Below are 24,709 nucleotides of genomic sequence, written 5' to 3'. Positions count from 1 at the left end.
GGCCGCAGCGGCCCTTGCTGTTGCCGCAAGCGTAAATTCGCGGCATGCGGACATGCCGTCTCCGGTTCGTTTGCCCGCCGGGTCAGCGCTTTTTGCCAAAGGCTGCCGCCAGCGCATCGCTCATGGCGCTGTTGCCTGCCGTCGTGGTTTCACGCTGTCGTGGTTTTGCGCCAGGGCGCGCCTTACTTTCACGCGCGCCTGCGGCGTTATTGCCGCGTCGGGCGCTGCTTTCTCCGGGTTGCTCATCCAGTCGCATGGTTAGCGCAATGCGCTTGCGCGCCAGATCCACTTCCAGCACTTTCACTTTCACAATATCGCCAGCTTTTACTACCTGATGCGGATCTTCAACGAACCTGTCCGACAGGGAAGAGATATGCACCAGCCCATCCTGGTGAACGCCGATATCGATAAATGCGCCAAAATTAGTAACGTTGGTGACCGCGCCTTCCAGCACCATGCCGGGCAGCAGGTCGTTCAGCGTTTCCACGCCATCGGCAAACTGCGCTGTTTTAAACTCAGGTCGCGGGTCACGGCCCGGTTTTTCCAGTTCTTTAATGATGTCGGTAACGGTAGGTACGCCGAATTTCTCATCAGTAAAATCGTTGGCCTTAAGGCTGCGCAGAGCGCTGGCGTTGCCCATGAGTTCCTGGAGGGACTGGCGCGTGGCGGCAAGAATGCGCTCTACTACCGGATAGGCCTCTGGATGTACGGTGGAGGCATCCAGGGGGTTGTTGCCCTGGTTGATACGCAGGAAGCCTGCGCACTGTTCAAAGGCTTTCGGCCCAAGGCGGCTTACTTTCAATAACTGCTGGCGGTTCTGGAAACGGCCGTTTTCATCGCGCCAGGCCACAATATTCTGGGCCATCATGCGCGTCAGCCCTGCCACGCGGGTCAGCAGCGCTACGGAAGCGGTGTTGAGATCCACGCCTACGGCGTTTACGCAATCTTCCACAACGGCATCAAGTTTTTTCGCAAGCTGGCTTTGGCTTACGTCGTGCTGATACTGGCCTACGCCGATAGATTTCGGATCGATTTTCACCAGCTCTGCCAGCGGATCCTGAAGGCGACGGGCGATCGATACCGCGCCGCGTAGCGAAACGTCGAGTTCCGGAAATTCCAGCGCTGCCATTTCGGATGCCGAGTACACCGATGCCCCGGCTTCGCTGACAATCACTTTCTGGCCTGTGACTTTCGGGAACTGCTTTTGCACGTCGAGATAGAAGCGCTCTGTTTCACGCGATGCGGTGCCGTTGCCGATAGCCACCAGCTCTACGTTATATTTTTCGCACAGCGCGGCAATCGCCGCTGCGGCTTTTGCCGCCTGGCCGGTATGCGGGTAAATGGTATCGGTGGCCACCAGCTTACCGGTAGCGTCAACCACCGCTACTTTTACGCCGGTACGCAGCCCCGGATCGAGGCCCATTGTGGCGCGCAAGCCGGCAGGCGCGGCCATCAGCAAATCATGCAGGTTGCGGGCGAAGACGTTAATCGCTTCTTCTTCAGCGCGTTCGCGCACCGTACCCATTAGCTCTGTTTCGAGGTGCATCAGCACCTTGATGCGCCACGTCCAGCTCACTACGGCGCGGCGCCAGCCGTCCGCAGCGGCGTTATTCAGGCGCAGGTTGAGGTGGTCGATAATGATTTGTTCGCAGTAGCTCTCTTTCGGCGGTTCGTCGAACTGTGGGTCGGCGTTAAGTGAGAGTTGAAGCACGCCCTCATTGCGTCCGCGGAACATCGCCAGCGCGCGATGCGACGGCACTTGAGCGATGGGTTCATGGTGGTCAAAATAATCGCGGAATTTTGCGCCTTCTTCCTCTTTACCGCTTACTACGCTTGAGACCAGGTGAGCGTTTTTCCACAGATAGTCGCGTACCTTCGCCAACAGCGCCGCGTCTTCGGCAAAGCGCTCCATCATAATATAGCGCGCGCCGTCCAGCGCGGCTTTCACATCGGCGACACCCTTGTCGGCATCGACAAACGCCGCCGCTTCGTTTTCCGGCACGGCGTTCGGCGTGTTCCACAGCATATCGGCCAGCGGTTCAAGGCCCGCTTCAATAGCGATTTGGCCACGGGTACGGCGTTTGGGTTTGTAGGGCAGATACAGGTCTTCAAGCTCGGTTTTACTCAATGTGGCGTTAATGGCGCCGCAGAGTTCATCGGTCAGCTTGCCCTGCTCGGTAATGGATTTCAGAATCGCCTGGCGTCGCTCTTCCAGCTCACGCAGGTAGCCAAGACGTGTTTCCAGGTTACGCAACTGCGTGTCGTCAAGGCCGCCGGTGATCTCTTTACGGTAACGTGCGATAAATGGCACAGTGTTGCCTTCATCAAGCAGTTTAACTGCCGCTTCAACCTGTTCGGCGCGGGCCTGTAGTTCACCGGCAATAATGCGACAGAGTGAATCATTCATCATGGCGGAGTGTCGTCCTGTGAGTCAAAAATTCAGGGGGACAGTTATACGGACTGGCGTGCAAAATTGCCAGCCGTCGTCCCCGTGACGCGGCGAATCGGATACTTCCAGCTTCGGCGCTGGTATCTTTAGACACTTTTTAGAAGAAAGCGCGCAATATGACAGGCACCAGACTGATTACCCGTGAGGGATACAATAAACTCAAACAGGAACACGACTATCTCTGGAAGGAAAAACGTCCGGCGATAACGAAAATTGTGTCGTGGGCGGCAAGCCTTGGCGATCGTTCCGAAAATGCCGACTATACCTACAATAAGCGCCTGCTGCGCCAGATAGACAGGCGGGTGCGTTTTTTACGCAAGCTCTTACCGGCGCTAAAAATTGTCGATTATTCGCCGCAGCAGGACGGGCGCGTATTTTTCGGCGCATGGGTGGAAATTGAAAACGAAGCGGGCGAGGTAAAAAAATTTCGTATTGTCGGTCCGCAGGAGATTTACGGCGATAATAAAGATTATATCTCCATTGATTCGCCAATGGCGCGAGCGCTGCTGAAAAAGCAGGTTGATGAAGAATGCGTCGTGCCGACGCCGCAGGGCGAGAGAGTGTGGTTTATTAACGCGATTACTTATGAAAAAGAGAAGGGCGAGACGGCGTAATCGTTGTGGCCGTGCCGGGGGGCTGGCAGGCGGAGATGTGGTTAGCCGCGCTTTTAACCGTTAACAGTGAATATGTGATGGATTGAGCAGTTAAGCTGCTGTTAAATATGCTTTGTAACAATTTTGTCTGGAATTTATACCAGATTTCACTGGTGGCGAGCGGGGGCTTTTTTAGAATAAGGCGAGCTGTTTCCTGCCCGATAGAGAGCACGGCGCAGCCCGATAGACTGAACCTTTGGGAGTATAACAATGCAAGAGAATTATAAAATTCTGGTCGTGGACGATGATATGCGTCTGCGCGCGCTGCTTGAGCGTTATCTTACCGAGCAGGGCTTCCAGGTTCGCAGCGTGGCTAACGCCGAGCAGATGGACAGGTTGTTGACCCGCGAATCTTTTCATCTGATGGTGCTGGATTTGATGCTGCCCGGCGAGGACGGCCTTTCTATCTGCCGCCGCCTGCGCAGCCAGAGCAACCCAATGCCGATCATTATGGTTACCGCCAAGGGCGAAGAAGTTGACCGCATCGTCGGGCTGGAGATTGGCGCCGATGACTACATTCCCAAGCCGTTCAACCCGCGTGAGCTGCTGGCGCGTATACGCGCCGTGCTGCGCCGCCAGGCCAATGAATTACCGGGCGCGCCTTCCCAGGAGGAGGCGGTTATCGCTTTCGGCAAGTTTAAACTCAATCTCGGCACGCGTGAGATGTTCCGTGAAGATGAACCGATGCCGCTGACCAGCGGTGAATTTGCGGTGCTGAAGGCATTGGTAAGCCACCCCCGCGAGCCGCTGTCTCGCGACAAGTTAATGAACCTGGCGCGCGGGCGTGAATATAGCGCTATGGAGCGCTCCATTGACGTGCAGATTTCTCGCCTGCGCCGTATGGTGGAAGAAGATCCGGCGCACCCGCGCTATATCCAGACGGTCTGGGGCCTTGGCTATGTCTTTGTACCGGACGGCGCTAAGGCATGAGGCGATTGCGCTTCTCGCCGCGAAGTTCATTTGCCCGCACTTTGCTACTGATCGTCACTTTGCTGTTTGTCAGCCTGGTGACGACCTATCTTGTCGTGCTGAATTTTGCGATTTTGCCCAGCCTGCAGCAGTTTAATAAGGTGCTGGCATACGAAGTGCGGATGCTGATGACCGATAAACTTCAGTTGGAGGACGGCACCCATCTGGTCGTGCCGCCCGCATTTCGGCGTGAAATTTATCGCGAACTGGGTATTTCACTTTATTCCGACGAGGCGGCTGAAGAGGCGGGGCTGCGCTGGGCGCAGCACTATGAATTCCTGAGCCAGCAGATGGCGCAGCAGTTAAGCGGCCCGACGGAAGTACGCGTTGAGGTCAATAAAAGCTCGCCGGTAGTATGGCTTAAGACCTGGCTTTCGCCCAATATCTGGGTTCGCGTGCCGCTGACGGAAATTCACCAGGGCGATTTCTCGCCGCTTTTTCGCTATACCCTTGCGATTATGCTGCTGGCGATTGGCGGCGCGTGGCTGTTTATCCGTATCCAGAACCGGCCGCTGGTGGAGCTGGAGCATGCCGCGATGCAGGTTGGTAAGGGAATTATCCCGCCGCCGTTGCGGGAGTATGGCGCATCTGAAGTGCGCTCGGTGACGCGGGCGTTTAACCATATGGCTTCTGGCGTAAAGCAGCTTGCCGACGATCGCACGCTGTTAATGGCGGGGGTGAGTCACGATTTGCGCACGCCGTTAACGCGTATTCGCCTGGCAACGGAAATGATGAGCGAGCAGGATGGCTATCTGGCGGAATCTATCAATAAAGATATTGAAGAGTGCAACGACATCATCGAGCAGTTTATCGATTATCTGCGCACCGGCCAGGAAATGCCGCTGGAAAGCGCGGATCTGAATGCGGTGATTGGCGAGGTGATTGCCGCTGAAAGCGGCTATGAGCGTGAGATAGTTACTGACCTGAAAGCCGGTGAAATTGCGCTGCAAATCCATCCGCTGTCAATTAAGCGCGCCATTGCGAATATGGTGGTGAACGCCGCACGTTACGGCAACGGCTGGATTAAGATCAGCACCGGCGTTGAGTTTAACCGCGCCTGGTTTCAGGTTGAAGATGACGGCCCCGGCATTAAACCCGACCAGCTAACGTATCTGCTCCAGCCCTTTGTACGCGGCGATAGCGCGCGCAGCACCAGCGGCACCGGTCTGGGGCTGGCTATTGTGCAGCGCATTATTGATAACCACCGCGGCGCGCTGGATATTGGCGAAAGCGAGCGCGGCGGTCTGCGTATTCGCGCCTGGCTGCCGATGCAGCCAGGCGGGCGCAAAGGCGACGCTTAAGCGGCTCGTGGCGGCGCTTAAGATTGTTGGCAAAGAAGGAAAAAACGGAGTTTTTCCTTCTTTGTAGTAAGCAGGCGAAAATCAATGCATTGATTTTCCGTATTTTTTATTGTGTTTCATCCATCCTGCCTGCGACAGAATGGTTTGTCAGCAGTCTCAAAAACGGAGTTTTTCCTTCTTTGTAGTAAGCAGGCGAAAATCAATGCATTGATTTCCCCTATTTTTTATTGTGTTTCATCCATCCTGCCTACGACAGGACGGGGTTTGTCAGCAGTCTCAGCGCCGCTAATGGCGGCGCTCCACAATGGCAACGTTCAGGCTTGATGCCCCGGTTCATCCGGGGCGTTAAGGTTGTCGGCACGCGCCGGTCAGGGCAGAAAAAACAAAGCATGGATTTTCGGTTGTTCGCCATAAAGCGGGCAAAAAGACGTTTTTTCCCGCTTTATGGCTAAACTGATAACCGGGTTTCACCAGTGTTTACATTGCAAAATATTAAAGTTTAATCCCCGCGCCCATTTCATACAGCGGATTGGCGGTATCGTGCGCTACGTCAGGCTTTTGATCCAGCACTTCCTGCCAGCTTGACGGGAGTTCGAACGGCAGCGTGCCTTCAGCCTTGCTTTTGCCGGTGATGACATCCAGCACCGCTTCATCGGAAGCGCCGAAGTTCGCCATCAATACGTTTACGCGATCTTTTACGTTGGTCAGGATCGCCGGACGGTTGAGGTAAACAGACAGTACGACGGGAATATTGAGCGCTTCAATCTGCTTTATCAAAGCATAGTCGTCGCTGCCGCTATAATTGCCTGCTTTTTTATCAAGCTCTACGGTATCGGCGTCTTCAAAGCCGAGTTGGCCGAAGTCTACCGAACCAAACGGATAGTGCGGATCGTTCTGGTGCGGCGTGTCTACGCGCAAAATGGCGAGTTCGGCCTGCTGTGGCGTATCGACGACTTCCAGGCCATAGCGTGCGGCGACGGTTGCGTTCATATTATGCAGGAATACTTTTTTGCCGGACACATCCAGCGGCAGCATGTTATTGTCGTTTTTTAAAAGCACCTGCGAGCGGCGCTGGGCTTCATCGGCCCGGGCCTGGAACGTTGGGTTGCCAACCATCTGCGCGGCTTTGGTTTCATCCACAAACGGTTTTTCAAACAACCCCAGCTTGAATTTCTGCAGCATAATGCGGCTCACAGCAGCGTCAATGGCTTCAGTGGAGAGCTGTTTTTCATTAATAGCGGCAATTAGATCGCTGGAATTGGTTGTACCGCCGAACTGATCGATGCCCGCTTCAACGGCCTTCACCACGCGCTCCTGGCGGGTCAGGTTTTCCACGCCCCAGGACATCCCGATACCGGCGCTCCACGGCGAGACGCCTGCGGCAATGTCCGCATCGCTGATGCCGGAGGCGCACTTCCCTTCACAGCTTTCCAGAATACCCCAGTCGCTAAGGATGACGCCCTTAAAGCCGAAGCGGCCACGCAGAATATCGGTGAGGACCTGTTTATTATAACCAAAGCCCACTTCCTCGATCAGTTCGCCGTTGTACCACAGGCCGACAGGCTGGCCGTAATAGGGCATTACGGAGGCGACGTTGGCGGCAAATGCGCCTTCGAACGGCACCAGATGATATTCCAGGTTATCGCCCGGATAGTCCTGCTCTTTACCGTAAATATTGTGTGGGTCTAGCCCATCGCGCTGCGGTCCGCCGCCGGCAAAGTGTTTCACCACAGTAATGACGCTGTCGGCGTTAAGGCCGTTGCTGCCGTTCTGGAAGCCTTCGATATAGGCCTGTGTGAGGCGTTTGGCAATTTGATTGTTTTCCCCGAATGTACCGTTAATGCGCCCCCAGCGCGGCTCGGTAGCAAGGTCGGCCTGGGGAGATAACGCCATGTGTATTCCCACAGCCCGGTATTCCTGGCGCGCGTTATCGGCGAAAGTTTTCACCAGTTCGGCATCATTAATGGCGGCAAAACCCAGCGTTTCCGGCCACTGGGAAAAACTGCCCGCTGCTACGCTTGTGGCGTTAGGGTCGTTAACAAAATGATTACGTGGATCGGTACTGATAGTCACAGGAATACCCAGGCGGGTATTTTCTGCTATTTCCTGAATCCTGTTATTGTCTGCGGAAATAAAGTTTGGGTCACCCGCCATACGGGTAATAAAAGTATTAACCTGCGTTTCTCTGATTTCTTTATCGGTGGCGGGGAAATCCACGCGTCCGTTCTCGTCGAGCGTGATAGTGCCGTGCATCATGGCGCCCGCTTTTTCTTCCACCGTCATTTTACTGACTAAATCGCGGGTACGGGTTTCGCTGTCCCGCCGCCAGTCTTCATATTTATCCAGCTTGCCGTTTTTATTTAAGTCTTTAAACTGCAAGCCATTAATAGTCAGTAATTTAATATTCCTGGCATTCAGCTCAGGTTGTTTATCCTTATCCGGGGTTGAGTCATAATGGTGATCGTTATCACAACCGGTCAGGCCAACAGCTAATAGGCTGCTGAATAAAAGAAATCTCTTCCTTTTTAATAACATGCTGATAACTCCATTTCCAGAGGGGAGATAAGAGAAAGGCAAAAGTGAAGATGAACTGATTTATTCTAAAGAATAAAACAATACAAAAGCCTTCCTCGTTTATGGCAGCCATTTTTTATGATTTTTCAGATTGTGCCATGTTTTATTTAAGCTTGAAATAATCGGATTTTAATTTGTGACTTTATTCACAAACAAATGAATTATTAGTATATGTTTATAAATGATATGTCGTAAAGATAGAGGCTAATTATAAATTATTTTTTGTTTGATAAAGTTTTTGTTAATTACTGGCGCGTGGGAGGGAAGATGTTTCCAGTTGGTTTTGGTCTGAGAAATAAACGTATAGTTATTATTTCAAACAGAAATAATATTATTTAGTGGCAAAATAAAAATAATGAAGCAGGCTGTTTTTGTCGCGCTGATAGCGCGCATAATATTTTGGGGGTTTACTACGCTGGCCGCAGGTTTGCTTGCGCTTATTACCTGGCAACTGGCGGCGCCGGTTTCGCCTTTTAGGTTTACGCACTCCTCTTTCGTTTCAAATCAACGTTCCTTGCCGCCGCGCTTTGCGCGCGGGCTGTTCGGGGCAGGCGCGCAAGATGATGCGCCCGCAGCCGCCGGGCTGCCAGATACGGCGCTGCCGCTGACGCTGACCGGGCTTATTGCCAGCGATGACGCCCGCCGGCGACTGGCGGTGTTGCGTTACCAGGGCAGGCAGGCCAGTTACCGTGAAGGCGATACGCTGCCGGTGAAGGGCGTGCGGGTGCGAAGTATTAATGCGCGGCATGTGATTCTCGATGAGCCTGGCGGCCCTAAGCGCCTGGGCTGGCCGCGCCAGGCAACGCTTGCTTCAGCAGATGCCCGAGTGGCGCGCGAGGTGCGCGAGCAGCTAACGCAGCGTCCACAGGATATCGCTGATTTCCTGAGCGTGGCGCCGGTACGCGAAAAAGACGCAATGCGCGGCTATCGCATCAATCCCGGGCGCAAGCCGGAATTGTTTAAATCGCTGGGGTTTGAGCCAGACGATCTGGCTGTGGCGATTAATGGGATCGATCTCACAGATGACCAGCAGGCGCGACGAGTTCTGCAGCAGCTTGCGCAGTTACGCGCACTAACCGTTACCGTTGAGCGGGACGGCCAGCGGCACGATATTTCAGTCTCACTGGATGAGAAAGCATTATGAGGCGGTTGTGTGGTTGTTTGCTGGCGCTTGTCGCCAGCCTTGGGTTTTCGCCGTATGGGGATGGCGCAGAATTTTCTGCCAGCTTTAAGGGCGTGGATGTCAACGAATTCATTAACACCGTTAGCGGCAATCTTAATAAAACGGTGATTATCGATCCCGGCGTGCGCGGCACGATCACTGTGCGTAGCTACGATATGCTTAACGAACAACAGTATTACCAGTTCTTTTTAAGCGTACTCGATGTCTATGGATTTGCCGTAGTGCCGATGGATAACGGCGTGCTGAAAGTAATAAAGGCTAAAGACGCTAAAATGTCGTCAGTACCGGTAGTGGACGATGCCGCCAGCGCGCGAGGCGATGAAGTGATTACGCGCGTTGCGCCGCTGCATAACGTAACCGCGCGCGAACTTGCGCCGCTACTGCGCCAGCTTAACGACAATGCGGGCGTCGGCAACGTCGTGCATTACGATCCCTCTAATGTCTTGCTGCTTACCGGGCGTGCGGCGGTGATTAACCGCCTGATGCAGATTATTAAACGCGTGGACAGCGCCGGAAGTCAGTCTGTGCAGACGCTTACGTTGCAGCATGCTTCGGCGGCGGAAGTGGTGCGGCTGGTCACGCAAATGGTGCAGGATACCGGTAAAAACGCAGCGCCGCCGGGGCGTATTGTCGCCGATGAGCGCACTAACGCGGTAATGATAAGCGGTGACGCCAGCGCCCGCGCCCGGTTAGCGGCAATGGTGCGCCAACTCGACAAACCCCAGGTCAGCCGCGGTAATACCCGGGTAGTGTATTTGAAATACGCGAACGCGGAAAAGCTGGTGGATGTGCTGGCAGGCGTTAGCGGCAGCCTCAATGCCGATCCGCAACAGGCAAAAAGTAGCGTGGCGCTGACGCGCGATACGATAATCAAAGCCGATCCGCAAACGAATTCGCTGATTGTAAACGCCGTGCCTGGCGTTATGAACGAGCTGGAAAATGTGATTGCCCGGCTTGATATCCGCCGCCCGCAGGTGCTGGTTGAGGCCATAATCGCTGAAGTACAGAACGCAGACGGCCTGAGCCTTGGCATTCAGTGGGCGCAAAAAAGCGTGGGGGCTATCCAGTTTACCGGTTCCGGCTTGCCCATTACCCGTGTGATGGCGGGTATGGACAGCTATCAACGAAACGGTGAGGTTCCCTCAAGCCTTGCCAGCGCTATGGCCGCGTTTAACGGTATCGCCGCCGGGTTTTATTCCGGGAACTGGGCCATGCTGTTAACGGCGTTATCCAGCGACAGTAAAAACAATATTCTTGCCACGCCCAGTATCGTTACGCTCGATAATAAAGAAGCGTCGTTTAACGTAGGCCAGGAAGTGCCGGTGCTTACGGGGTCGCAGACCACCTCAGGTGATAATATCTTCAACACCGTTGAGCGAAAAACCGTCGGCATTAAGCTTAAAGTAAAGCCGCAGATTAACGATGGCGATTCGGTGCTGCTGGAGATTGAACAGGAGGTCTCCAGCGTGGCGGACAACAGCCGCGCAAGCGAACTTGGCGTAACATTTAATACCCGCACGGTGAACAACGCCGTGCTGGTCACCAGCGGCGCCACTGTAGTAGTAGGCGGCCTTCTGGATCATAGCAGCCGTGAAAGCGCCAGTAAGGTGCCGCTACTGGGCGATATTCCGTTACTTGGCAATCTGTTTCGCTATAAAAGCAAATCCCGCGAGAAACGCAATCTGATGCTGTTTATTCGCCCAACTATTATTCGCGATCAACTGCACTACGATCGCGCCTCTTCCGGTAAGTACCAGCAATTTCATCGCGACGACAAAGACGATAGTCAGCCTGCGCTGTGGCGCAATGCGGAGCGTGCCCGGCTTGATTTACCGGCGCTGGATGCTGTGCAGAGTTTTAATGAAGTGCGCAGCGCGATTGCGCTGTTTTATAGCGAGGATGCGAAATGACTGCGCTAACCCCCGCCTTTGCCCGCCGCCACGGCGTGTTGTTAACGCGGGGCGAGGGTGATAATGCGTTGCTGCTGTGCCGCAGTGAGGCGATGACGACGGCGTTGCTGGAGGCGCGGCGTGTGGCCGGCGGGCCGATGCAGGTGAGCGTACTTGACGATGAGGAGTTTGAACGCCAACTGGTGGCGTATTACCAGCAAAGCGGCGAGCAGGTGCAGCGCGTCATGGAGGAGTTGGGTAACGATACGGATTTTTACGCGCTGGCCGAAGAGCTGCCGGAGCTTAATGACCTGCTGGAAAGCGAAGACGGCGCGCCCATTATTCGCCTGATCAACGCCATGCTCGGCGAAGCCATCAAAGAAGGCGCATCCGATATCCATATTGAAACGTTTGAGCGCTCGCTCAGCATTCGTTTCCGGGTTGACGGCGTGCTGCGCGAAATCCTTCAGCCGCAGCGTCGGTTGGCTGCGCTGATGGTGTCGCGTATCAAAGTGATGGCGCGGCTTGATATTGCTGAGAAGCGCGTCCCCCAGGACGGTCGTATTTCTTTACGTCTTGGCGGACGCATGATTGATGTGCGTGTTTCGACGCTGCCGGTTAACCACGGCGAACGCGTGGTGTTGCGTTTGTTGGATAAAAACAGCGTGCGTCTCGATCTGGCATCGCTTGGTATGGCGCCTGCGCTGCACAGGCATATGACGCAACTGCTGGCGCAGCCGCACGGCATTCTGCTGGTCACCGGACCGACAGGCGCGGGGAAGAGCACCACGCTATATGCCGCGCTCAGCCAGATCAACAGTAAAGAACGCAACATTCTTACCATTGAAGATCCCGTGGAGTACGAGCTGCCAGGCGTAGGGCAGACGCAGGTCAATACAAAGGTGAAGATGACCTTTGCCCGTGGTTTGCGGGCTATCCTGCGCCAGGATCCGGATGTGGTGATGGTTGGCGAAATTCGCGATGCTGAAACGGCGGCGATAGCCGTGCAGGCTTCGCTTACCGGACATCTGGTGCTATCCACGCTGCATACCAACAGCGCCGCAGGCGCGGTAACACGCCTGCGCGATATGGGCGTGGAACCTTTTTTACTGGCGACATCATTGACGGGCGTGCTGGCGCAGCGGCTGGTGCGCGTGCTGTGTCGTGAATGCCGGCGTCCCGAAAGGTTGACGGAAAAGGGGATATTGCCCGCCGGTAGCGTAATTTATCACCCGGCAGGCTGCCCTGCCTGCAACTTTACCGGATACCGCGGGCGCACCGCTATTTATGAGCTGCTGCGGGTGAATGATGCGCTGCGCGCGGCCATTCAGCGCCAGGATGACGAGCGGGCGCTGGCGCAGAGCCTGTGCGGCGATACGCTGTATCAAAACGGGCTGGCGCTGGCGCTGGAGGGGGTAACGTCGCCTGAAGAGGTGACCCGCGTCACCCGGAGCGTCTGAGATGGCTGAGTTTAGTTTCCAGGCACGGGATGGCGGAGGAAAGACGCGCCGCGGGCGCATTACGGCGCAAAACGCGCGTCTGGCCGGGCAGCGGCTGCGCGAGCAGGGGTTGGTCGTGCTGGATGTGCGCGAGCGTGCGCCGCGGCGTGCGTTGCGGCTACAGCGCCGTATTTCCGGCGCCTCGCAGGCGTTGCTAATGCGCCAGCTTGCGACGCTGGTCGCAGCCGGGCTGCCGCTGGATGAGGCGTTGAGCGTGGCGGCGCAGCAGAGTGAGGAAAAGCGGGTAAGGCAGGTAATACAAGCGGTGCTGGCGCGCGTGGTGGAAGGTTATTCGCTGGCGCAGGCGCTGCGGGAACATCCGCGAATTTTTGGTGCGCTGTACTGCGCGCTGGTGGAGGCCGGTGAAGCGTCAGGCCAGCTTGACAGCGTGCTGCTACGTTTGGCCGATCATATAGAGCAGCGTCAACACATGCGGGGAAAACTGACCCAGGCGTTGGTTTATCCGCTGGTGCTGACGCTGGTCGCGGTGGGCGTGGTGTCCACGCTGCTGGCCGTGGTTGTGCCGAAGGTTGCCGAGCAGTTTATCCATATGAAACAGACGCTGCCGTGGACGACGCGTTTTTTAATGTCATTGAGCGACGGCACGCGCGCGGCGGGGCCGTGGCTGGCGCTGGCGGCGCTGTGCGCGCTGTTGCTGACGCTGCGGATGTTGCAAAACCCCGCGTACCGGCTGGCATGGGATCGTGGGTTGCTGCGCCTGCCGCTGGCGGGGCGTCTGGTGCGGGAAGTGAGCACGGCCCGCTACGCCCGCACGTTGAGCATTCTCTACAACAGCGGCGTGCCGTTACTTGAAGCCATGCGTATTGGCGCGCAGGCGCTCAGTAACAGGCAACTGGCGCGATTATTGTGTGGCGCGCAGGAGCGGGTGCGTGAAGGCGTGAGCTTACATCAGTCGCTGGCGCAAACGTCGCTTTTTTCGCCGATGATGTGCCATATGATCGCCTCCGGCGAGCGTAGCGGCGAGTTGGGCAATATGCTTGCGCGCGCCGCAGATAGCCAGGAAAACAGCCTGAACGCCCGCACGGCTTTATTTTTCAGTCTGTTTGAACCGCTGCTGGTGGTGGCGATGGCAGGCGTCGTGCTGTTTATCGTACTGGCTATCCTGCAACCTATTTTGCAACTTAACTCGATGATGACGCTGTAAAACACGGAGGTGACGATGATGAAACGAGCGACGAGCCGGGCTGCGTCCCAGGCGGGTTTTACTTTGCTTGAGGTAATGGTGGTTATTGTCATTCTTGGCATTCTGGCAAGCCTGGTCGTACCGAATCTGATGGGAAATAAAGAAAAAGCAGACGTGCAAAAAGCAGTCAGCGATATCACGGCGCTGGAAAGCGCGCTGGATATGTACCGCCTTGATAATAATCGCTATCCCTCCGGCGAACAGGGGCTGGCGGCGCTGGTGACGCAGCCTGTGATAATGCCGGTGCCGCGCAACTATCCGCAGGACGGCTATATCCGCCGTCTTCCGCAAGACCCCTGGGGTAATGATTACCAGTATCGCCAGCCGGGGCGGCACGGGCGTATTGATATCTGGTCTAACGGCCAGGATGGCGAACCGGACACAGAAGATGATATCGGCAACTGGGCGCGCTAGGGGGTTTACTTTGCTGGAAGTGCTGCTGGCGCTGGCGCTGCTCAGTATGAGCGCGATGATTGTTGTGGCGGCGTTGCCGGGGCGAGATTTTCGCGCTGATAAAGAGGCCGGGCGGCTGGCGCGGCGCATGACCGGCCTGATGCGTATAGCGGCGCTTGATGGCAGCCTTTATGGCCTGCAGGCGCAGGCCGACCGCTGGCAACTGAAAGCCTGGCGACAGGGAGGCTGGCAGGCTCTGGATCTGCCTGCCGGCGGCGGCGCGCAAACGCTGCCGGAAGGCTGGCGGTTAACGTTGCGCGTGGCCGGGGAGGTAACCGGCAATGCGCCACAGGTGCTGATTTTGCCAGGCGGCGAGATTACGCCCTTCCGGTTGCGTTATATGCAAGGCGATCGCGCCGTGGTCGAAATTGGGCCGAATGAAGACGGGTGGCCGGTTGCAACGGAGCTGCGGGATGCAGCGCGCTAGCGGCATGACGCTGCTGGAAGTGCTGATAGCGCTGGCGATTTTTTCGCTGGCGGCGCTGGCGCTGCTGCAAAGCCTTGGGCAACTGGCGAACGGTACCGGCAGGCTGGAAGAGAAAGCCTGGGCTGACGGGGTGGCGGAAAATCAGCTAGTTGAGCTGACGTTGCTCAACGTCTGGCCGCCGCTGCGCTGGACGGTTGGTAAGAGCGAGCAGGGCGGGCAAACCTGGTACTGGCGCTGGCGCGGTGTGGAAAGCGGGCTACAGGGGTTACGAATGCTGGAAGTTGAGGTATCGCCCACGCCGTGGGCGCACGGCGGTAAAGCAGTAACCACGCTGCAAACCTGGGTGGCGTATCCATGAGCGCGCGCGGATTTACGCTGCTGGAAATGGTGCTGGCGCTGGCGGTTTTCGCACTGCTTGGGCTATTGGCGAACCGGGTTCTTTATCAAAGTATGCGACTGGAGCGAAGCTCGGCGCAGCATGCCGGACGGCTGGCGCAGATTCAGCATGCGCTGGCAATCATGGAAAGAGATTTTTCCGCCGCGATACCGCGTCCGTCGCGCACTCCCGGCGCGCTGGGCGGCGCGTCGCCGCAGGCCGCAGACGGGCGTAACGGCAGCGACGCGATTGCCTTCACGCATACAGGCTGGCCGAACCCCGGCGGCGTATTGCCGCGCTCGACGCTGCAACGCGTTGGTTATCGTATCGATAATGGCAGCCTGGTGCGGGATTTTCTCGATTATCCCGATATGCCCGCAGGCAGCGACGCTCACCGCCGACGGTTGTTGAAAGATGTCAGCGAGCTGCGGTTGCGCTACTGGTCACAGGGGGCGTGGCGGGAGTCATGGCAGGACGACGGCGCGACGGCGCAGGCGATTGAAGTGAGGCTGTCTCTCAAAGAAGGCCGGACGGTAACGCGCCGCTTTCTGTTGGCGGAGGGCGAATGAAGCAAAGAGGAATGGCGTTGCTGTCGGTCCTGTTGCTGCTGGCGGTGATGGTTGCGCTGGCGGCCGTAGCGACGGAACGTTGGTTTTTTAGCTTCCACTATGGCCTGCGCCAGCACCAGCGCCTGCAGGGAAGATGGTTTGCCGCAGGCGCGCAGGCGGTCGCCGGCGGCTTGCTGCGCCTTGATGCGCTGGATGACGCGCGTCACACCCACCTTTCCCAACGCTGGGCCACGTCAGGCGAAAATCTGCCTGTGGCAACGGGGCAACTGCATATGCGTATTGACGATGCGCAGGCCTGCTTTAACCTGAACGCGCTGGAAGACGATGGCGCGCGCGACGTTTTTATACGGCTGTTGACGCTAAGCGGTATTGACGCGCCGCAGGCGCAGTCGATCGCCGCCGCCGCCGCCGACTGGATAGGCGAAGGCGATGAGCCGCGAGCGGGCGGCGCGAAAGACAGCGAATATGCGGCGCTGACGCCGCCTTATCTTACGGCGCAGCAGCCGATGTGGAGCGTAAGCGAACTGCGACAGGTACGCGGCGTGAGCGCGGAAATCTGGCGTACGCTGCGTCCGCTACTGTGCGCGTTGCCGGTAAAAACGCTGGCTATTAATGTGAATACCGTTATGCCGGCGCACTGGATATTGCTCGCCGCGCTGGCTGAAGACATAAGCGAGGAAGATGTGCGGCGCTGGCTGGCGCAGCGGCCTGCAACCGGCTGGGATACGCTGGAAGCGGCCTTCGGCGGCCTCAAGTCGCTCGCCGGACAGCGCCGCTTTATTACGCTTAACAGTGATTACTTTCATGTGCGAATTACGACGCGTATGGACGATGCCTGGTATCGCCAGCGTAGCCTGCTACAGCGCAGCGGCGGGCGAATCAACGTACTGTGGCGCCAGCAGGAGATGGAAGAATGAGTCTCGCAAAACGTGAAATAGTGCTGGTGCAGATTGCCGCGTCAGAAAGCAGGTATGCGTGGATACGCAGACAAACCGATAGCACGTTGCGCGGCGAAGTGGAGGTAGATGAACTGGGGACGCTGGCGACGCGCTTTGCGGATGATGCGTTTTGCCTGCTGGTGTCGGTTGCGACGCTGGCGATTCATCGCGTTCACGTGCCGGGCCGCCACGATGCGCCAGGGCTGCGCGCGCTGCCCTGGCTGCTGGAGGAAAAACTCGGTGCGGCAATGCAGGACATGGTTACCGTACCGCTGGCGTCTGAGGGGCAGTTCGTCTGGGCCGCGGCGCTGGAGCAGGCGCAGTTAACGCGGTGGCAGGCGCCTTTTCTCGCGGCGGGCATACGGTTGGCGAGAATCGTTCCTGACGCCCTGCTGCTGCCGATGCGCGATGGCGCGCCGACGGCGCTGCGCTGGCAGGGCGGCTGGCTGTTACGCACGGGGCGCTGGCAGGGCGCCCAGGTTGACGAAAACTGGCTGAGCGTATGGGCCGACGCCTGGCGGCGCGAAGCGCCCGATGCGCCGGCGACAGGCTGTTATGGCGATGCTCCGCCGGACAGGCCCGAGTGGCAAACGTTGCCGCAACAGGATGCTCTGGCCTTACTGGCGCAAGAGGCAGCGCACAGTCGCGTTTCCCTGCTGGCAGAGCGTATGCCGCGTCGCGGCCTGTGCGCCTGGCGACGCCCGCTATATGCGGCTGGCGTTGCGCTGGCGCTGCTGTTTGCCTGGCAAGGGCTTTCGGGATGGCAGTTAGCGCGACAAAACGACGAACTGAATCAGCAGCTACAGCGGTTATTTCGGCAACGTTTTCCCGATCGGCCGTTGACGAACTGGCAGGCTGAGGTGCGCCGGGCGACGAATCAGCAAGCCCGCGCGGGCCTGACGCAGTGGATGTCAGCGCTGCCTGCGTTGCCGCAGGGGGTGACGATACAGCAGTTTAGCTGGAAAAGCGTGCCGCCGCAGTTGCGGGTTGTGTTGGCCGGTGAAGCGGCACAGCTTGCGCAGGCGCAGGCAGTGCTTGAGCGCGCCTTTATGCTTGAGCGCCTGCGGGATGGCTCGCTGTTGCTGCTTCCTGCAGAGTCGCTATGAAGAGCGTGATACGGGATATCTGGCGCCGGCGGACGGCGCGCGAACGTGGGTTACTGGCCGCACTGGCGATGATGTTTGCTGCGCTGATGTTATGGCAGGGAATATGGCGGCCGTTACACCGGGCGCTGGAGCTTCAGGAGCAGCGTCGGCTTCAGCTTACCACGCAGGCGCGGCAGCTAACGCGCCTGCCTGCGCGTACAAAGGGAGCGCTTGTAGCGCGCGAATTGCAGGAGGATGCGGCGCGGCGGGGGATTGTGCTGAAAACGCTAAACGCGCAGACAGGCCAACTAAGGGTAGGTATCGCATCAACGAACGCAGATGCTTTGCTTACGTGGTTACTGACGCTGGAAGCGCAGGGCGCGGCGGAGGTGCTGACGCTGGAGATGCAGGGCAATACGCCTTCGGATGGCAACGTTCGCGCCGATATATTGCTGGAGCCTCGCTGAAATGAGGCGAAACTGGCGCGGCGGCGCGCTATTTCTTCTGCTTTATCTTATGGCGCTGGCGGCCACTGCGCCTGTAAGCCTGGCGGTAAAACTGCTTCCCGGCGAGGTTATTGCTGAGGATGCAACGGGTGCAGTGTGGAAGGGAAATTTCCGGAACCTGCGCTGGAAAAACATCACCCTGAGTCGCCTGAGCTGGCAATGGGGCTGGTATAACGGGCGGCCTGGCGTTAGCGTTGTCGCGAACGGCGAGACGGGACGCATTGAGGCCGCGTTTGGCTGGCTGGGGAGCTGGTGGGTTGCGGGCGGACGCTGGCAGGCAAGCGCGCAGCGTCTGGCGGCGGTGATGGAACGCGCGGGAATAGCGCCGCCTCTGCCGCTTGAGGCCAGCGGCGAAGTCATTTTACGGTTGGACAGGCTGCGTTTTACATTGAGTGAATGCCTGGATCTTGCGGCAGAGCTGGACTGGCGCGACGCGGCCTTATCTGCATCCGGACAGAGGTTGTTGCTTGGCGCGCCGCGCCTTGAGCTGAACTGCCAGGGGCGCACTATTCATGCCGCACTGCATCAGCCTGCGGCGCCGCTGCCGCTAAGCGCTGAGGGCCGTCTGGCATTGAGCGGCGATTATCGCATTTTTCTGCGCGCAGGCCCGGCGGATGCGCTTCCCGCGCAGTGGTTGTTAATACTGGAAAACATAACGCGCCCTGCGGATGGCGGGCAAAGGATTATGGAGATATCAGGAAAATGGATACGTCACCCCCGCTGAGCGCATATCGAATCCCGGTCTGGCTATTGACGCTCTATGCTTTGCTGCTTTTTTCTCTCGGCTGGTTTGCCGCAGATATATGGGCGGCAAGAGACATACCCCGCCAAAACGAACGCCATACCGTAGCGACATTGCATGTCAGAAAGGCGGATACTGCCTTCGTCAGCAGGGAGAAACCGGTCTGTCATGACAATGTGTTGCTGGCGCTGCGTTACAGCGCGCACGTTTGGGCGGATAGCCCCGACCAGCGTAGCGTCACCCTTAACGGGCAACAATATCGGGAAGGCGACACGCTGCCCTGCGGCGAAGAAGTCATGGCTATTCAGCCTGCGGCGCTGATTCTGGTATCACTGGGTCGCAGGCTCCGCCTTGATGCGACATGGGACTGGCCAGGCGGTGATACAGACGCCATTGTGATGCGCGACGGTGATAACGTATGGTGATGTGGCTGACAGAGATGTTTGCGCTGGGCCTGATAGCGGGCAGCGTATTGAACTGCGTTATCTGGCGATTGCCGGTGATGGTGAACCGGCAGCTTGCGCCTGCCGATACGATTCCGCAGGATGGTCTGCCTGCGCGCTTTAATCTCTTTTTGCCGCGCTCATGCTGCCCGCGCTGCCATCACACCATCGCGTTTTATGACAACATCCCGCTGATTAGCTGGGTACTGCTGCGCGGGCGCTGCCGCCGCTGCGCCCGTCGCATCAGTTGGCGCTACCCGCTGGTTGAACTGGCAACGGCGCTGTGTACGGAATGGGTTGCGTTTGCGTGGCCGCCGGGTTTACAGGCGCTGATGCTGGCGCTTTGCTGTTGGCTGTTGATAGCGCTGGCGTGTATCGATCTGGAACATATGCTGCTGCCGGATGTGTTAACGCTCTCGCTGTTGTGGCTGGGGCTGTTGGCAAACCTGCAGGGTAATATTGTGCCGCTGGCGGATGCGGTTATCGGGGCGATGGCCGGATGGCTCGCGCTGTGGGGCGTTTATCAGGTTTTTCTATTATTTACCGGCCGCGAAGGCCTGGGCTATGGTGATTTTAAGCTGCTGGCGGCGCTGGGGGCCTGGTGCGGCTGGCAGGCTTTGCCGGCGCTGCTGCTGTGTGCCTCGATATCAGGCCTGGTGTGGATGGGGGGGCTTCGTCTGGCAGGGCGTATACAGCGTGCGCAGGCCTTTCCTTTCGGGCCGAGCCTCGCCCTTGCCGGTTGGTGGTTTATCGCCGCGCCCGGCGTCGGGTAATTCGGGGTTACGGTGTGAAGCCGGGCAGTAGCGTATTCGTCGGTTGCCGCTACATGACGTTTCGGGCCAGGCGTTATCCATTATTTGGCGGGCGTATATCGCCGGTAGATTTATCGCTTTTTTAACTTTTTACCGGCAGCGTGGCGATAAAAGGCTGTAGCAACTGGCTGAATTCGGCGCACTGGGTGGCCGGCGGGGTGGCGTCTTTCAATAGCCCCTGATAGAGCCGCTCGCTGTAGGGGCGAATGTCCGCTGAGGGCGACCAGCCACGATGGCGCGCTGCGCGGTAGGCGCTCTGTTCTATCTGCCCATCGCCGGGAAAATCGCCGCGGCCGCACTGCTGCTTCAGATAGCGCGCGCCTGCAATGAGCGAGGCGATTTGCAGACGCTGGGTTTGCGGGTAGCGCTGGTGGCAGGCGGTAAGTAGTACGGGGAAGATGAGGCTGAGTAGCAAGACGTTGCGCATACATTTATCCATTTTTATAACACTGCTCCCTGATGGTTGGCAAAGCGTGGTTTTGCCTGCTTTGCGGCTGTCAGCCGAAAAGCAATGGTTTGGTTTTGCCGCCAGCGCGGGGCGTAGCCCATCGATCAGGCGTTGGGCGGCCGCCTTATTTGCTGGCGCGTTGAAGATATTCAGGCGGCCGGTGATTTACGGCGCTGCGACGCGGCCCGTCAGGGGCGCATGGTCGATAGCCAAAAATTTGCCCGCCGCAGGGCGGGCAATATCAGTTTGTGGTTATCAAAGCTGCGGCCCGGCGCTGATGAGCGCACGCCCGGCAGGCGTGTCGGTGTATTTTGAAAAATTATCCACGAACAGATTTGCCAGATGCGAGGCTTTTTCCTGCCATGCCTGGGCTGAAGGCCACGTATTGCGCGGGTCAAGTATACTGGGATCGACGCCCGGCAGCGCCGTGGGAATAGCCAGGTTGAATAGCGGCAGGGTAAAAGTTTCAGCATCGTCGAGCGCGCCTTCAAGGATGGCGTCAATAATTGCGCGGGTATCCTTAATCGAGATGCGCTTGCCGGCGCCGTTCCAACCCGTATTGACCAGATAGGCCTGTGCGCCTGCGGCCTGCATACGCTTCACCAGCACTTCAGCATATTGCGTTGGGTGCAGCGTCAAAAATGCGGCGCCGAAACAGGCTGAGAAGGTTGGCGTGGGCTCCGTTACGCCGCGTTCGGTGCCGGCAAGCTTAGCGGTGAAGCCAGATAAAAAGTGGTACTGCGTCTGGTTAGCCGTCAGGCGTGAAACCGGCGGCAGCACGCCAAACGCGTCTGCGGTCAGGAAGATGACTTTTGTCGCGTGACCCGCTTTAGAGATGGGCTTAACGATGTTTTCAATATGGTAAATAGGGTAAGAGACGCGGGTATTTTCGGTTTTAGCGGCATCGTCAAAATCAATTGAACCATCAGCCCGGACGCTTACGTTTTCCAGCAGCGCATCGCGGCGGATCGCGCGATAGATATCCGGCTCCGCTTCTTCAGACAGACGGATGGTTTTAGCGTAACAGCCGCCTTCGAAGTTAAACACGCCATCGTCATCCCAGCCGTGTTCGTCATCGCCAATCAGGCGGCGTTTAGGGTCGGTGGAGAGTGTGGTTTTCCCCGTGCCGGACAGGCCGAAAAATATGGCTACATCGCCTTTTTCACCGACGTTTGCCGAGCAGTGCATGGAGGCGATGCCGCGCAGCGGCAGCAGATAATTCATGATGGCGAACATGCCTTTTTTCATTTCGCCGCCATACCAGGTGCCGCCAATAAGCTGCATGCGTTCGGTAAGGTTGAAGGCGATAAAATTCTCTGAATTCAGCCCCTGCTCCCGCCACTGTGGATTAGTACATTTTGCGCCGTTCATCACGACAAAGTCAGGCTTAAAGTTTTGCAACTCCTGCTCTGTAGGGCGAATAAACATGTTTTTCACAAAATGCGCCTGCCAGGCGACTTCAGTAATAAAACGTACGGACAGGCGGGTGTCGGCATTTGCGCCGCAAAAAGCGTCGATGATAAAAAGGCGCTTACCGGATAGCTGTTGTGTGACCAGGCCTTTCAGTTGCTGCCAGGTTTCCTGAGAAAGCGGTTTGTTATCGTTTTTGCCTTTGCCATTATCCGCCCACCACAGGGTGTCGCGGGTGGTGTCGTCGCGCACAATATACTTATCTTTTGGGGAACGCCCCGTGAAAATGCCGGTATCGACGGCAACAGCGCCCAGGTTTGTCAGCGTCCCGCGTTCAAATCCTTCCAGGCCCGGAGCCATCTCTTCCTGGAAAAGCGAGTCGTAATTGGGGTTATAGATTACGTCGACGACGTTATGAATGCCATATTGCAAGAGGTCCTGAGGGGAAATGCCACTGGCGTGCATGTCACTGCTCCTTTGCTAACTTATATTGTTTTAAATTGTAGGGCGTTACAGGTGATTTTGGCCGCGACCGACGTTACAGATCTGCGTGAAACTTCAGGCTGAAAGGTAAGAAGGCCCTGAGGCCGATAACAACGCGTCAAAGTATGACAGCATTTTGATCTACGGCGGGGGAAATTATCCGAATATGATAAGACGCGCATCAGTAAACGGATAATTTGTGAGTGTAAGCGCTTTCCTGGGGAATATTCGATGAAACGCGCCTCTGGAAACAGGAAGAGGCGCGAAAAGCAGGGGCTGTCGTTTAATGAATGTGGGGCGCGTCCGGCGCGGCATTATTGCGCAGTGCGGCAATATCCATCGCTGTGAAGACGTAATGGCTGCCGCAATAGTCGCAGTGCATATCAATTTCGCCATCTTCGGCGATAATGCCGTTAATTTCATCTTCCGGTAGCGTTTTAAGCGCATCGGCACAGCGCTGGCGCGAGCAGGTGCATTTGAATTCAACGTCCTGCGGGTCGTAAAGCGTGACGTGTTCTTCATGGTACAAACGCCACAGCACCTCGTTTGCCGGTAGCGTTAGCAGCTCTTCGGCGGTAATGGTTTCGGTAAGCGTGGCCAGATGGTTGAAATCATCGGTTTGAGCGTTCTGCGCAGGCAGCACCTGAAGTAACAGGCCGCCTGCCGCCGCCTTGCCATCGGTATCGCCGGTGCGGATAAACAGGCGAGTCGGCAATTGTTCGGAACGCATAAAGTAGTCTTCCAGACATTCGGCCAGCGTATCGCCTTCCAGCCCAACCACGCCCTGATAGCGCTCGCCGTCCTGCGGCGTGATAGTAATAACCAGGTAGCCGTTGCCGACCAACGTTTTCAGGTCTGCGTCTTGCGGGATGGCGCCCTGCATGCGCGCGACGCCGCGCATTTGTTGGTTGTTATTACCGTTGATAACCGCCAGCGTCAACGGACCGTCCCCCTGGAGTTGAACAGTGATGTCGCCGTCGAACTTAAGCGTGGCGGTGAGCAGGCTGGTGGCGACCAACAGCTCGCCCAGCACGTTTTTCACCGGTTGCGGGTAGTCGTGGTTTTCCAGTATATGCTGCCAGGTTTCAGATACCGTCACCAGTTCGCCGCGTACGGCGTGGTTTTCAAATAAGTAGCGGTGTAGCTGGTCATGTTGAGCCATAGTCATTCTCTCTCGGGGCGAACTTATTCGCGATCGCCATACTTAAATTTCATCAGATCGCGACGCTCTTTTTTATCCGGGCGTCGTTCAGGGTGAGGCATTGTCAGCGCATTGAGTTTGCGCGCCTGCGCAAGTTTTTCACGCGTTTCGATACTTTGCGCTGTTTCTTCATACAGCAGCCCCGCTTCGTTGGCGGGTCGACGTTTGTCGCTAATGGCCTTCACCACGACATCTCGCCGGTCGTTACCCTGGCGAAGCGAGAGTTGCGCGCCTTCTTCAACGATTTTGCTCGGCTTGCTGCGCTGTCCGTTATAGTGCACCTTGCCGCCTTCAATCATCTCTCTGGCCAGCGCGCGCGTTTTATAAAAGCGCGCCGCCCACAGCCATTTATCGAGACGTACGCCTTCGGTTGGTTTTTCCTTCATATCTGCTCCGATAGTGCAGGGATCAGGCGGCGATAGTCGCCCAGCGCCGGATAGCGCGTCCAGGCTTTCTCTGCTGTGCCGGAGTCCGGGTTTGTGACGCCCAGACAGTAGCGAATGCCATACTGCGAGGCGGCATCCAGAATAGGTTCGCAATCGTCGATAAACAGCGTTCGCGCCGCCTCCAGACCGGTATGGGCCGCCACGGCCTGCCAAAGCCGCTCGTCTTCCTTCGGATAACCAAATGTATGGGTGGAAAGTAATAAATCAAGGTGTCGGGCCAGGCCGGTATGCTCAAGCTTTACCGCCAGATTATGCGGGTGGGCGTTCGTGAGCAGAATACGACGTTTGCCGCAGGCCTTTAGCGCACGGAGAAACGGTATTGTATCGTCGCGCAGCGTGGCGCGCGGCCCCATTTCGCGGGTCATGGCATGAATATCCAGCGCCAGGCGCTCGCTCCAGTAATCCAGACAATACCAGTTTAGCGTATGCCGCACGGCGTGGTATTCCTGGTTTATTAGCGCCGTGGCCGCCTCAACGGAAATACCGCGTTTGCGGCTAAGCGTTTCCGGCACCAGCGAGAGCCAGAAAAAGCGATCGAAAGCCAGGTCTAACAGGGTACCGTCCATATCCAGCAAAACAGTATCCACGTCGCGCCAGTTGATTTTCATGAAAGCTCCGGAAAAATAGTGGCGTAACAGGGTATCACAAC

At 57.2% G+C, this 24,709-nt stretch carries 24 protein-coding genes; 17 read left to right on the top strand and 7 right to left on the bottom strand.

What is annotated here, in order from left to right; all coding sequences use genetic code 11:
• Window positions 1–82: 82 nt before the first annotated feature.
• A complete protein-coding gene (locus JJB97_RS12445; protein WP_238714324.1) occupies window positions 83–2,410 on the bottom strand; it encodes a Tex family protein in 2,328 nt (775 codons plus the stop codon).
• A gap of 155 nt (window positions 2,411–2,565) precedes the next feature.
• Between JJB97_RS12445 and greB the strand changes: the two genes are divergently transcribed.
• From greB to envZ, 3 genes are all read left to right on the top strand, one after another.
• Window positions 2,566–3,063 carry a transcription elongation factor GreB gene (greB, locus tag JJB97_RS12440; RefSeq protein WP_238714323.1) on the top strand — a complete coding sequence of 166 codons (498 nt, stop codon included), beginning with the start codon at window positions 2,566–2,568 and terminating at the stop codon, window positions 3,061–3,063.
• A 249-nt stretch (window positions 3,064–3,312) separates the two neighbouring features.
• Window positions 3,313–4,032, top strand: coding sequence for an osmolarity response regulator transcription factor OmpR (ompR, locus tag JJB97_RS12435; protein ID WP_006177890.1), 720 nt, complete (start codon window positions 3,313–3,315; stop codon window positions 4,030–4,032).
• Window positions 4,029–5,372 (top strand): two-component system sensor histidine kinase EnvZ, encoded by a 1,344-nt coding sequence (gene envZ, locus JJB97_RS12430; RefSeq protein ID WP_238714322.1) that lies wholly within the window; start codon window positions 4,029–4,031, stop codon window positions 5,370–5,372. The genes ompR and envZ overlap by 4 nt, the downstream gene beginning before the upstream one ends.
• Before the next feature lie 492 nt (window positions 5,373–5,864).
• Here the strand turns inward: envZ and JJB97_RS12425 are convergent, their stop codons facing one another.
• Window positions 5,865–7,907 carry a glycoside hydrolase family 3 protein gene (locus tag JJB97_RS12425; protein WP_238714321.1) on the bottom strand — a complete coding sequence of 681 codons (2,043 nt, stop codon included), beginning with the start codon at window positions 7,905–7,907 and terminating at the stop codon, window positions 5,865–5,867.
• 394 nt (window positions 7,908–8,301) lie between these two features.
• Here JJB97_RS12425 and gspC point away from each other — a divergent pair, with 394 nt between their 5' ends.
• The 14 genes from gspC to JJB97_RS12355 are packed head-to-tail and all read left to right on the top strand — an operon-like array spanning window position 8,302 to window position 20,033.
• Complete coding sequence (gene gspC, locus JJB97_RS12420) at window positions 8,302–9,090, top strand: type II secretion system protein GspC (RefSeq protein ID WP_238714320.1); 789 nt, start codon at window positions 8,302–8,304, stop codon at window positions 9,088–9,090.
• Window positions 9,087–11,039, top strand: coding sequence for a type II secretion system secretin GspD (gspD, locus tag JJB97_RS12415; RefSeq protein WP_238714319.1), 1,953 nt, complete (start codon window positions 9,087–9,089; stop codon window positions 11,037–11,039). Before gspC ends, gspD begins: the two co-directional genes overlap by 4 nt.
• Window positions 11,036–12,478, top strand: a complete 1,443-nt coding sequence (gene gspE, locus JJB97_RS12410) for a type II secretion system ATPase GspE (RefSeq protein WP_238714318.1) — start codon at window positions 11,036–11,038, stop codon at window positions 12,476–12,478. The genes gspD and gspE overlap by 4 nt, the downstream gene beginning before the upstream one ends.
• Window position 12,479: 1 nt before the next feature.
• Window positions 12,480–13,682, top strand: coding sequence for a type II secretion system inner membrane protein GspF (gene gspF / locus JJB97_RS12405; RefSeq protein WP_238714317.1), 1,203 nt, complete (start codon window positions 12,480–12,482; stop codon window positions 13,680–13,682).
• An 18-nt stretch (window positions 13,683–13,700) separates the two neighbouring features.
• Complete coding sequence (gene gspG, locus JJB97_RS12400; RefSeq protein ID WP_238714336.1) at window positions 13,701–14,135, top strand: type II secretion system major pseudopilin GspG; 435 nt, start codon at window positions 13,701–13,703, stop codon at window positions 14,133–14,135.
• Window positions 14,110–14,601, top strand: coding sequence for a prepilin-type N-terminal cleavage/methylation domain-containing protein (locus JJB97_RS12395; protein WP_238714316.1), 492 nt, complete (start codon window positions 14,110–14,112; stop codon window positions 14,599–14,601). Before gspG ends, JJB97_RS12395 begins: the two co-directional genes overlap by 26 nt.
• On the top strand, window positions 14,588–14,959 hold the full coding sequence (gene gspI / locus JJB97_RS12390) for a type II secretion system minor pseudopilin GspI (protein WP_238714315.1): 372 nt from the start codon (window positions 14,588–14,590) through the stop codon (window positions 14,957–14,959). The genes JJB97_RS12395 and gspI overlap by 14 nt, the downstream gene beginning before the upstream one ends.
• Window positions 14,956–15,546: a type II secretion system minor pseudopilin GspJ gene (gene gspJ, locus JJB97_RS12385; RefSeq protein WP_238714314.1), complete on the top strand. Its 591-nt coding sequence runs from the start codon at window positions 14,956–14,958 to the stop codon at window positions 15,544–15,546. The genes gspI and gspJ overlap by 4 nt, the downstream gene beginning before the upstream one ends.
• Window positions 15,543–16,463 carry a type II secretion system minor pseudopilin GspK gene (gspK, locus tag JJB97_RS12380; RefSeq protein ID WP_238714313.1) on the top strand — a complete coding sequence of 307 codons (921 nt, stop codon included), beginning with the start codon at window positions 15,543–15,545 and terminating at the stop codon, window positions 16,461–16,463. Before gspJ ends, gspK begins: the two co-directional genes overlap by 4 nt.
• On the top strand, window positions 16,460–17,590 hold the full coding sequence (gene gspL, locus JJB97_RS12375) for a type II secretion system protein GspL (RefSeq protein WP_238714312.1): 1,131 nt from the start codon (window positions 16,460–16,462) through the stop codon (window positions 17,588–17,590). Before gspK ends, gspL begins: the two co-directional genes overlap by 4 nt.
• On the top strand, window positions 17,587–18,036 hold the full coding sequence (gene gspM, locus JJB97_RS12370) for a type II secretion system protein GspM (RefSeq protein WP_238714311.1): 450 nt from the start codon (window positions 17,587–17,589) through the stop codon (window positions 18,034–18,036). Before gspL ends, gspM begins: the two co-directional genes overlap by 4 nt.
• A gap of 1 nt (window position 18,037) precedes the next feature.
• Entirely contained in the window at window positions 18,038–18,799 is a 762-nt protein-coding gene (locus JJB97_RS12365; protein WP_238714310.1) for a type II secretion system protein N, read from the top strand.
• Window positions 18,778–19,242, top strand: a complete 465-nt coding sequence (locus JJB97_RS12360) for a general secretion pathway protein GspB (protein ID WP_238714309.1) — start codon at window positions 18,778–18,780, stop codon at window positions 19,240–19,242. Before JJB97_RS12365 ends, JJB97_RS12360 begins: the two co-directional genes overlap by 22 nt.
• Entirely contained in the window at window positions 19,236–20,033 is a 798-nt protein-coding gene (locus JJB97_RS12355; RefSeq protein WP_238714308.1) for a prepilin peptidase, read from the top strand. The genes JJB97_RS12360 and JJB97_RS12355 overlap by 7 nt, the downstream gene beginning before the upstream one ends.
• Before the next feature lie 121 nt (window positions 20,034–20,154).
• Here JJB97_RS12355 and gspS read toward each other — a convergent pair whose 3' ends face one another.
• The 5 genes from gspS to yrfG all read right to left on the bottom strand — a co-directional run bounded on the left by gspS (window position 20,155) and on the right by yrfG (window position 24,668).
• On the bottom strand, window positions 20,155–20,499 hold the full coding sequence (gspS, locus tag JJB97_RS12350) for a type II secretion system pilot lipoprotein GspS (protein ID WP_238714307.1): 345 nt from the start codon (window positions 20,497–20,499) through the stop codon (window positions 20,155–20,157).
• A 276-nt stretch (window positions 20,500–20,775) separates the two neighbouring features.
• Window positions 20,776–22,395 carry a phosphoenolpyruvate carboxykinase (ATP) gene (gene pckA, locus JJB97_RS12345; protein WP_238714306.1) on the bottom strand — a complete coding sequence of 540 codons (1,620 nt, stop codon included), beginning with the start codon at window positions 22,393–22,395 and terminating at the stop codon, window positions 20,776–20,778.
• A 301-nt stretch (window positions 22,396–22,696) separates the two neighbouring features.
• The gene (gene hslO, locus JJB97_RS12340) at window positions 22,697–23,575 is read right to left on the bottom strand and encodes an Hsp33 family molecular chaperone HslO (RefSeq protein WP_238714305.1); all 879 of its coding nucleotides are present in this window, start codon (window positions 23,573–23,575) and stop codon (window positions 22,697–22,699) included.
• A gap of 23 nt (window positions 23,576–23,598) precedes the next feature.
• On the bottom strand, window positions 23,599–24,000 hold the full coding sequence (hslR, locus tag JJB97_RS12335; protein WP_238714304.1) for a ribosome-associated heat shock protein Hsp15: 402 nt from the start codon (window positions 23,998–24,000) through the stop codon (window positions 23,599–23,601).
• Window positions 23,997–24,668: a GMP/IMP nucleotidase gene (gene yrfG / locus JJB97_RS12330; RefSeq protein ID WP_238714303.1), complete on the bottom strand. Its 672-nt coding sequence runs from the start codon at window positions 24,666–24,668 to the stop codon at window positions 23,997–23,999. The genes hslR and yrfG overlap by 4 nt, the downstream gene beginning before the upstream one ends.
• Window positions 24,669–24,709 lie beyond the last annotated feature (41 nt).

Origin of the sequence: Tenebrionibacter intestinalis, assembly GCF_016632365.1 — a bacterium.
GTDB classification, from domain to species: domain Bacteria; phylum Pseudomonadota; class Gammaproteobacteria; order Enterobacterales; family Enterobacteriaceae; genus Tenebrionibacter; species Tenebrionibacter intestinalis.
Note: the sequence above shows the minus strand (reverse complement) of the source record. Positions and strands in the feature narration are given on the sequence as shown.

Coding starts and splice junctions, on each gene's coding strand:
- JJB97_RS12445 (WP_238714324.1), bottom strand. CDS start 2,410: ATGATGAATGATTCACTCTGTCGCATTATTGCCGGTGAACTACAGGCC.
- greB (WP_238714323.1), top strand. CDS start 2,566: ATGACAGGCACCAGACTGATTACCCGTGAGGGATACAATAAACTCAAA.
- ompR (WP_006177890.1), top strand. CDS start 3,313: ATGCAAGAGAATTATAAAATTCTGGTCGTGGACGATGATATGCGTCTG.
- envZ (WP_238714322.1), top strand. CDS start 4,029: ATGAGGCGATTGCGCTTCTCGCCGCGAAGTTCATTTGCCCGCACTTTG.
- JJB97_RS12425 (WP_238714321.1), bottom strand. CDS start 7,907: ATGTTATTAAAAAGGAAGAGATTTCTTTTATTCAGCAGCCTATTAGCT.
- gspC (WP_238714320.1), top strand. CDS start 8,302: ATGAAGCAGGCTGTTTTTGTCGCGCTGATAGCGCGCATAATATTTTGG.
- gspD (WP_238714319.1), top strand. CDS start 9,087: ATGAGGCGGTTGTGTGGTTGTTTGCTGGCGCTTGTCGCCAGCCTTGGG.
- gspE (WP_238714318.1), top strand. CDS start 11,036: ATGACTGCGCTAACCCCCGCCTTTGCCCGCCGCCACGGCGTGTTGTTA.
- gspF (WP_238714317.1), top strand. CDS start 12,480: ATGGCTGAGTTTAGTTTCCAGGCACGGGATGGCGGAGGAAAGACGCGC.
- gspG (WP_238714336.1), top strand. CDS start 13,701: ATGAAACGAGCGACGAGCCGGGCTGCGTCCCAGGCGGGTTTTACTTTG.
- JJB97_RS12395 (WP_238714316.1), top strand. CDS start 14,110: ATGATATCGGCAACTGGGCGCGCTAGGGGGTTTACTTTGCTGGAAGTG.
- gspI (WP_238714315.1), top strand. CDS start 14,588: ATGCAGCGCGCTAGCGGCATGACGCTGCTGGAAGTGCTGATAGCGCTG.
- gspJ (WP_238714314.1), top strand. CDS start 14,956: ATGAGCGCGCGCGGATTTACGCTGCTGGAAATGGTGCTGGCGCTGGCG.
- gspK (WP_238714313.1), top strand. CDS start 15,543: ATGAAGCAAAGAGGAATGGCGTTGCTGTCGGTCCTGTTGCTGCTGGCG.
- gspL (WP_238714312.1), top strand. CDS start 16,460: ATGAGTCTCGCAAAACGTGAAATAGTGCTGGTGCAGATTGCCGCGTCA.
- gspM (WP_238714311.1), top strand. CDS start 17,587: ATGAAGAGCGTGATACGGGATATCTGGCGCCGGCGGACGGCGCGCGAA.
- JJB97_RS12365 (WP_238714310.1), top strand. CDS start 18,038: ATGAGGCGAAACTGGCGCGGCGGCGCGCTATTTCTTCTGCTTTATCTT.
- JJB97_RS12360 (WP_238714309.1), top strand. CDS start 18,778: ATGGATACGTCACCCCCGCTGAGCGCATATCGAATCCCGGTCTGGCTA.
- JJB97_RS12355 (WP_238714308.1), top strand. CDS start 19,236: ATGGTGATGTGGCTGACAGAGATGTTTGCGCTGGGCCTGATAGCGGGC.
- gspS (WP_238714307.1), bottom strand. CDS start 20,499: ATGCGCAACGTCTTGCTACTCAGCCTCATCTTCCCCGTACTACTTACC.
- pckA (WP_238714306.1), bottom strand. CDS start 22,395: ATGCACGCCAGTGGCATTTCCCCTCAGGACCTCTTGCAATATGGCATT.
- hslO (WP_238714305.1), bottom strand. CDS start 23,575: ATGGCTCAACATGACCAGCTACACCGCTACTTATTTGAAAACCACGCC.
- hslR (WP_238714304.1), bottom strand. CDS start 24,000: ATGAAGGAAAAACCAACCGAAGGCGTACGTCTCGATAAATGGCTGTGG.
- yrfG (WP_238714303.1), bottom strand. CDS start 24,668: ATGAAAATCAACTGGCGCGACGTGGATACTGTTTTGCTGGATATGGAC.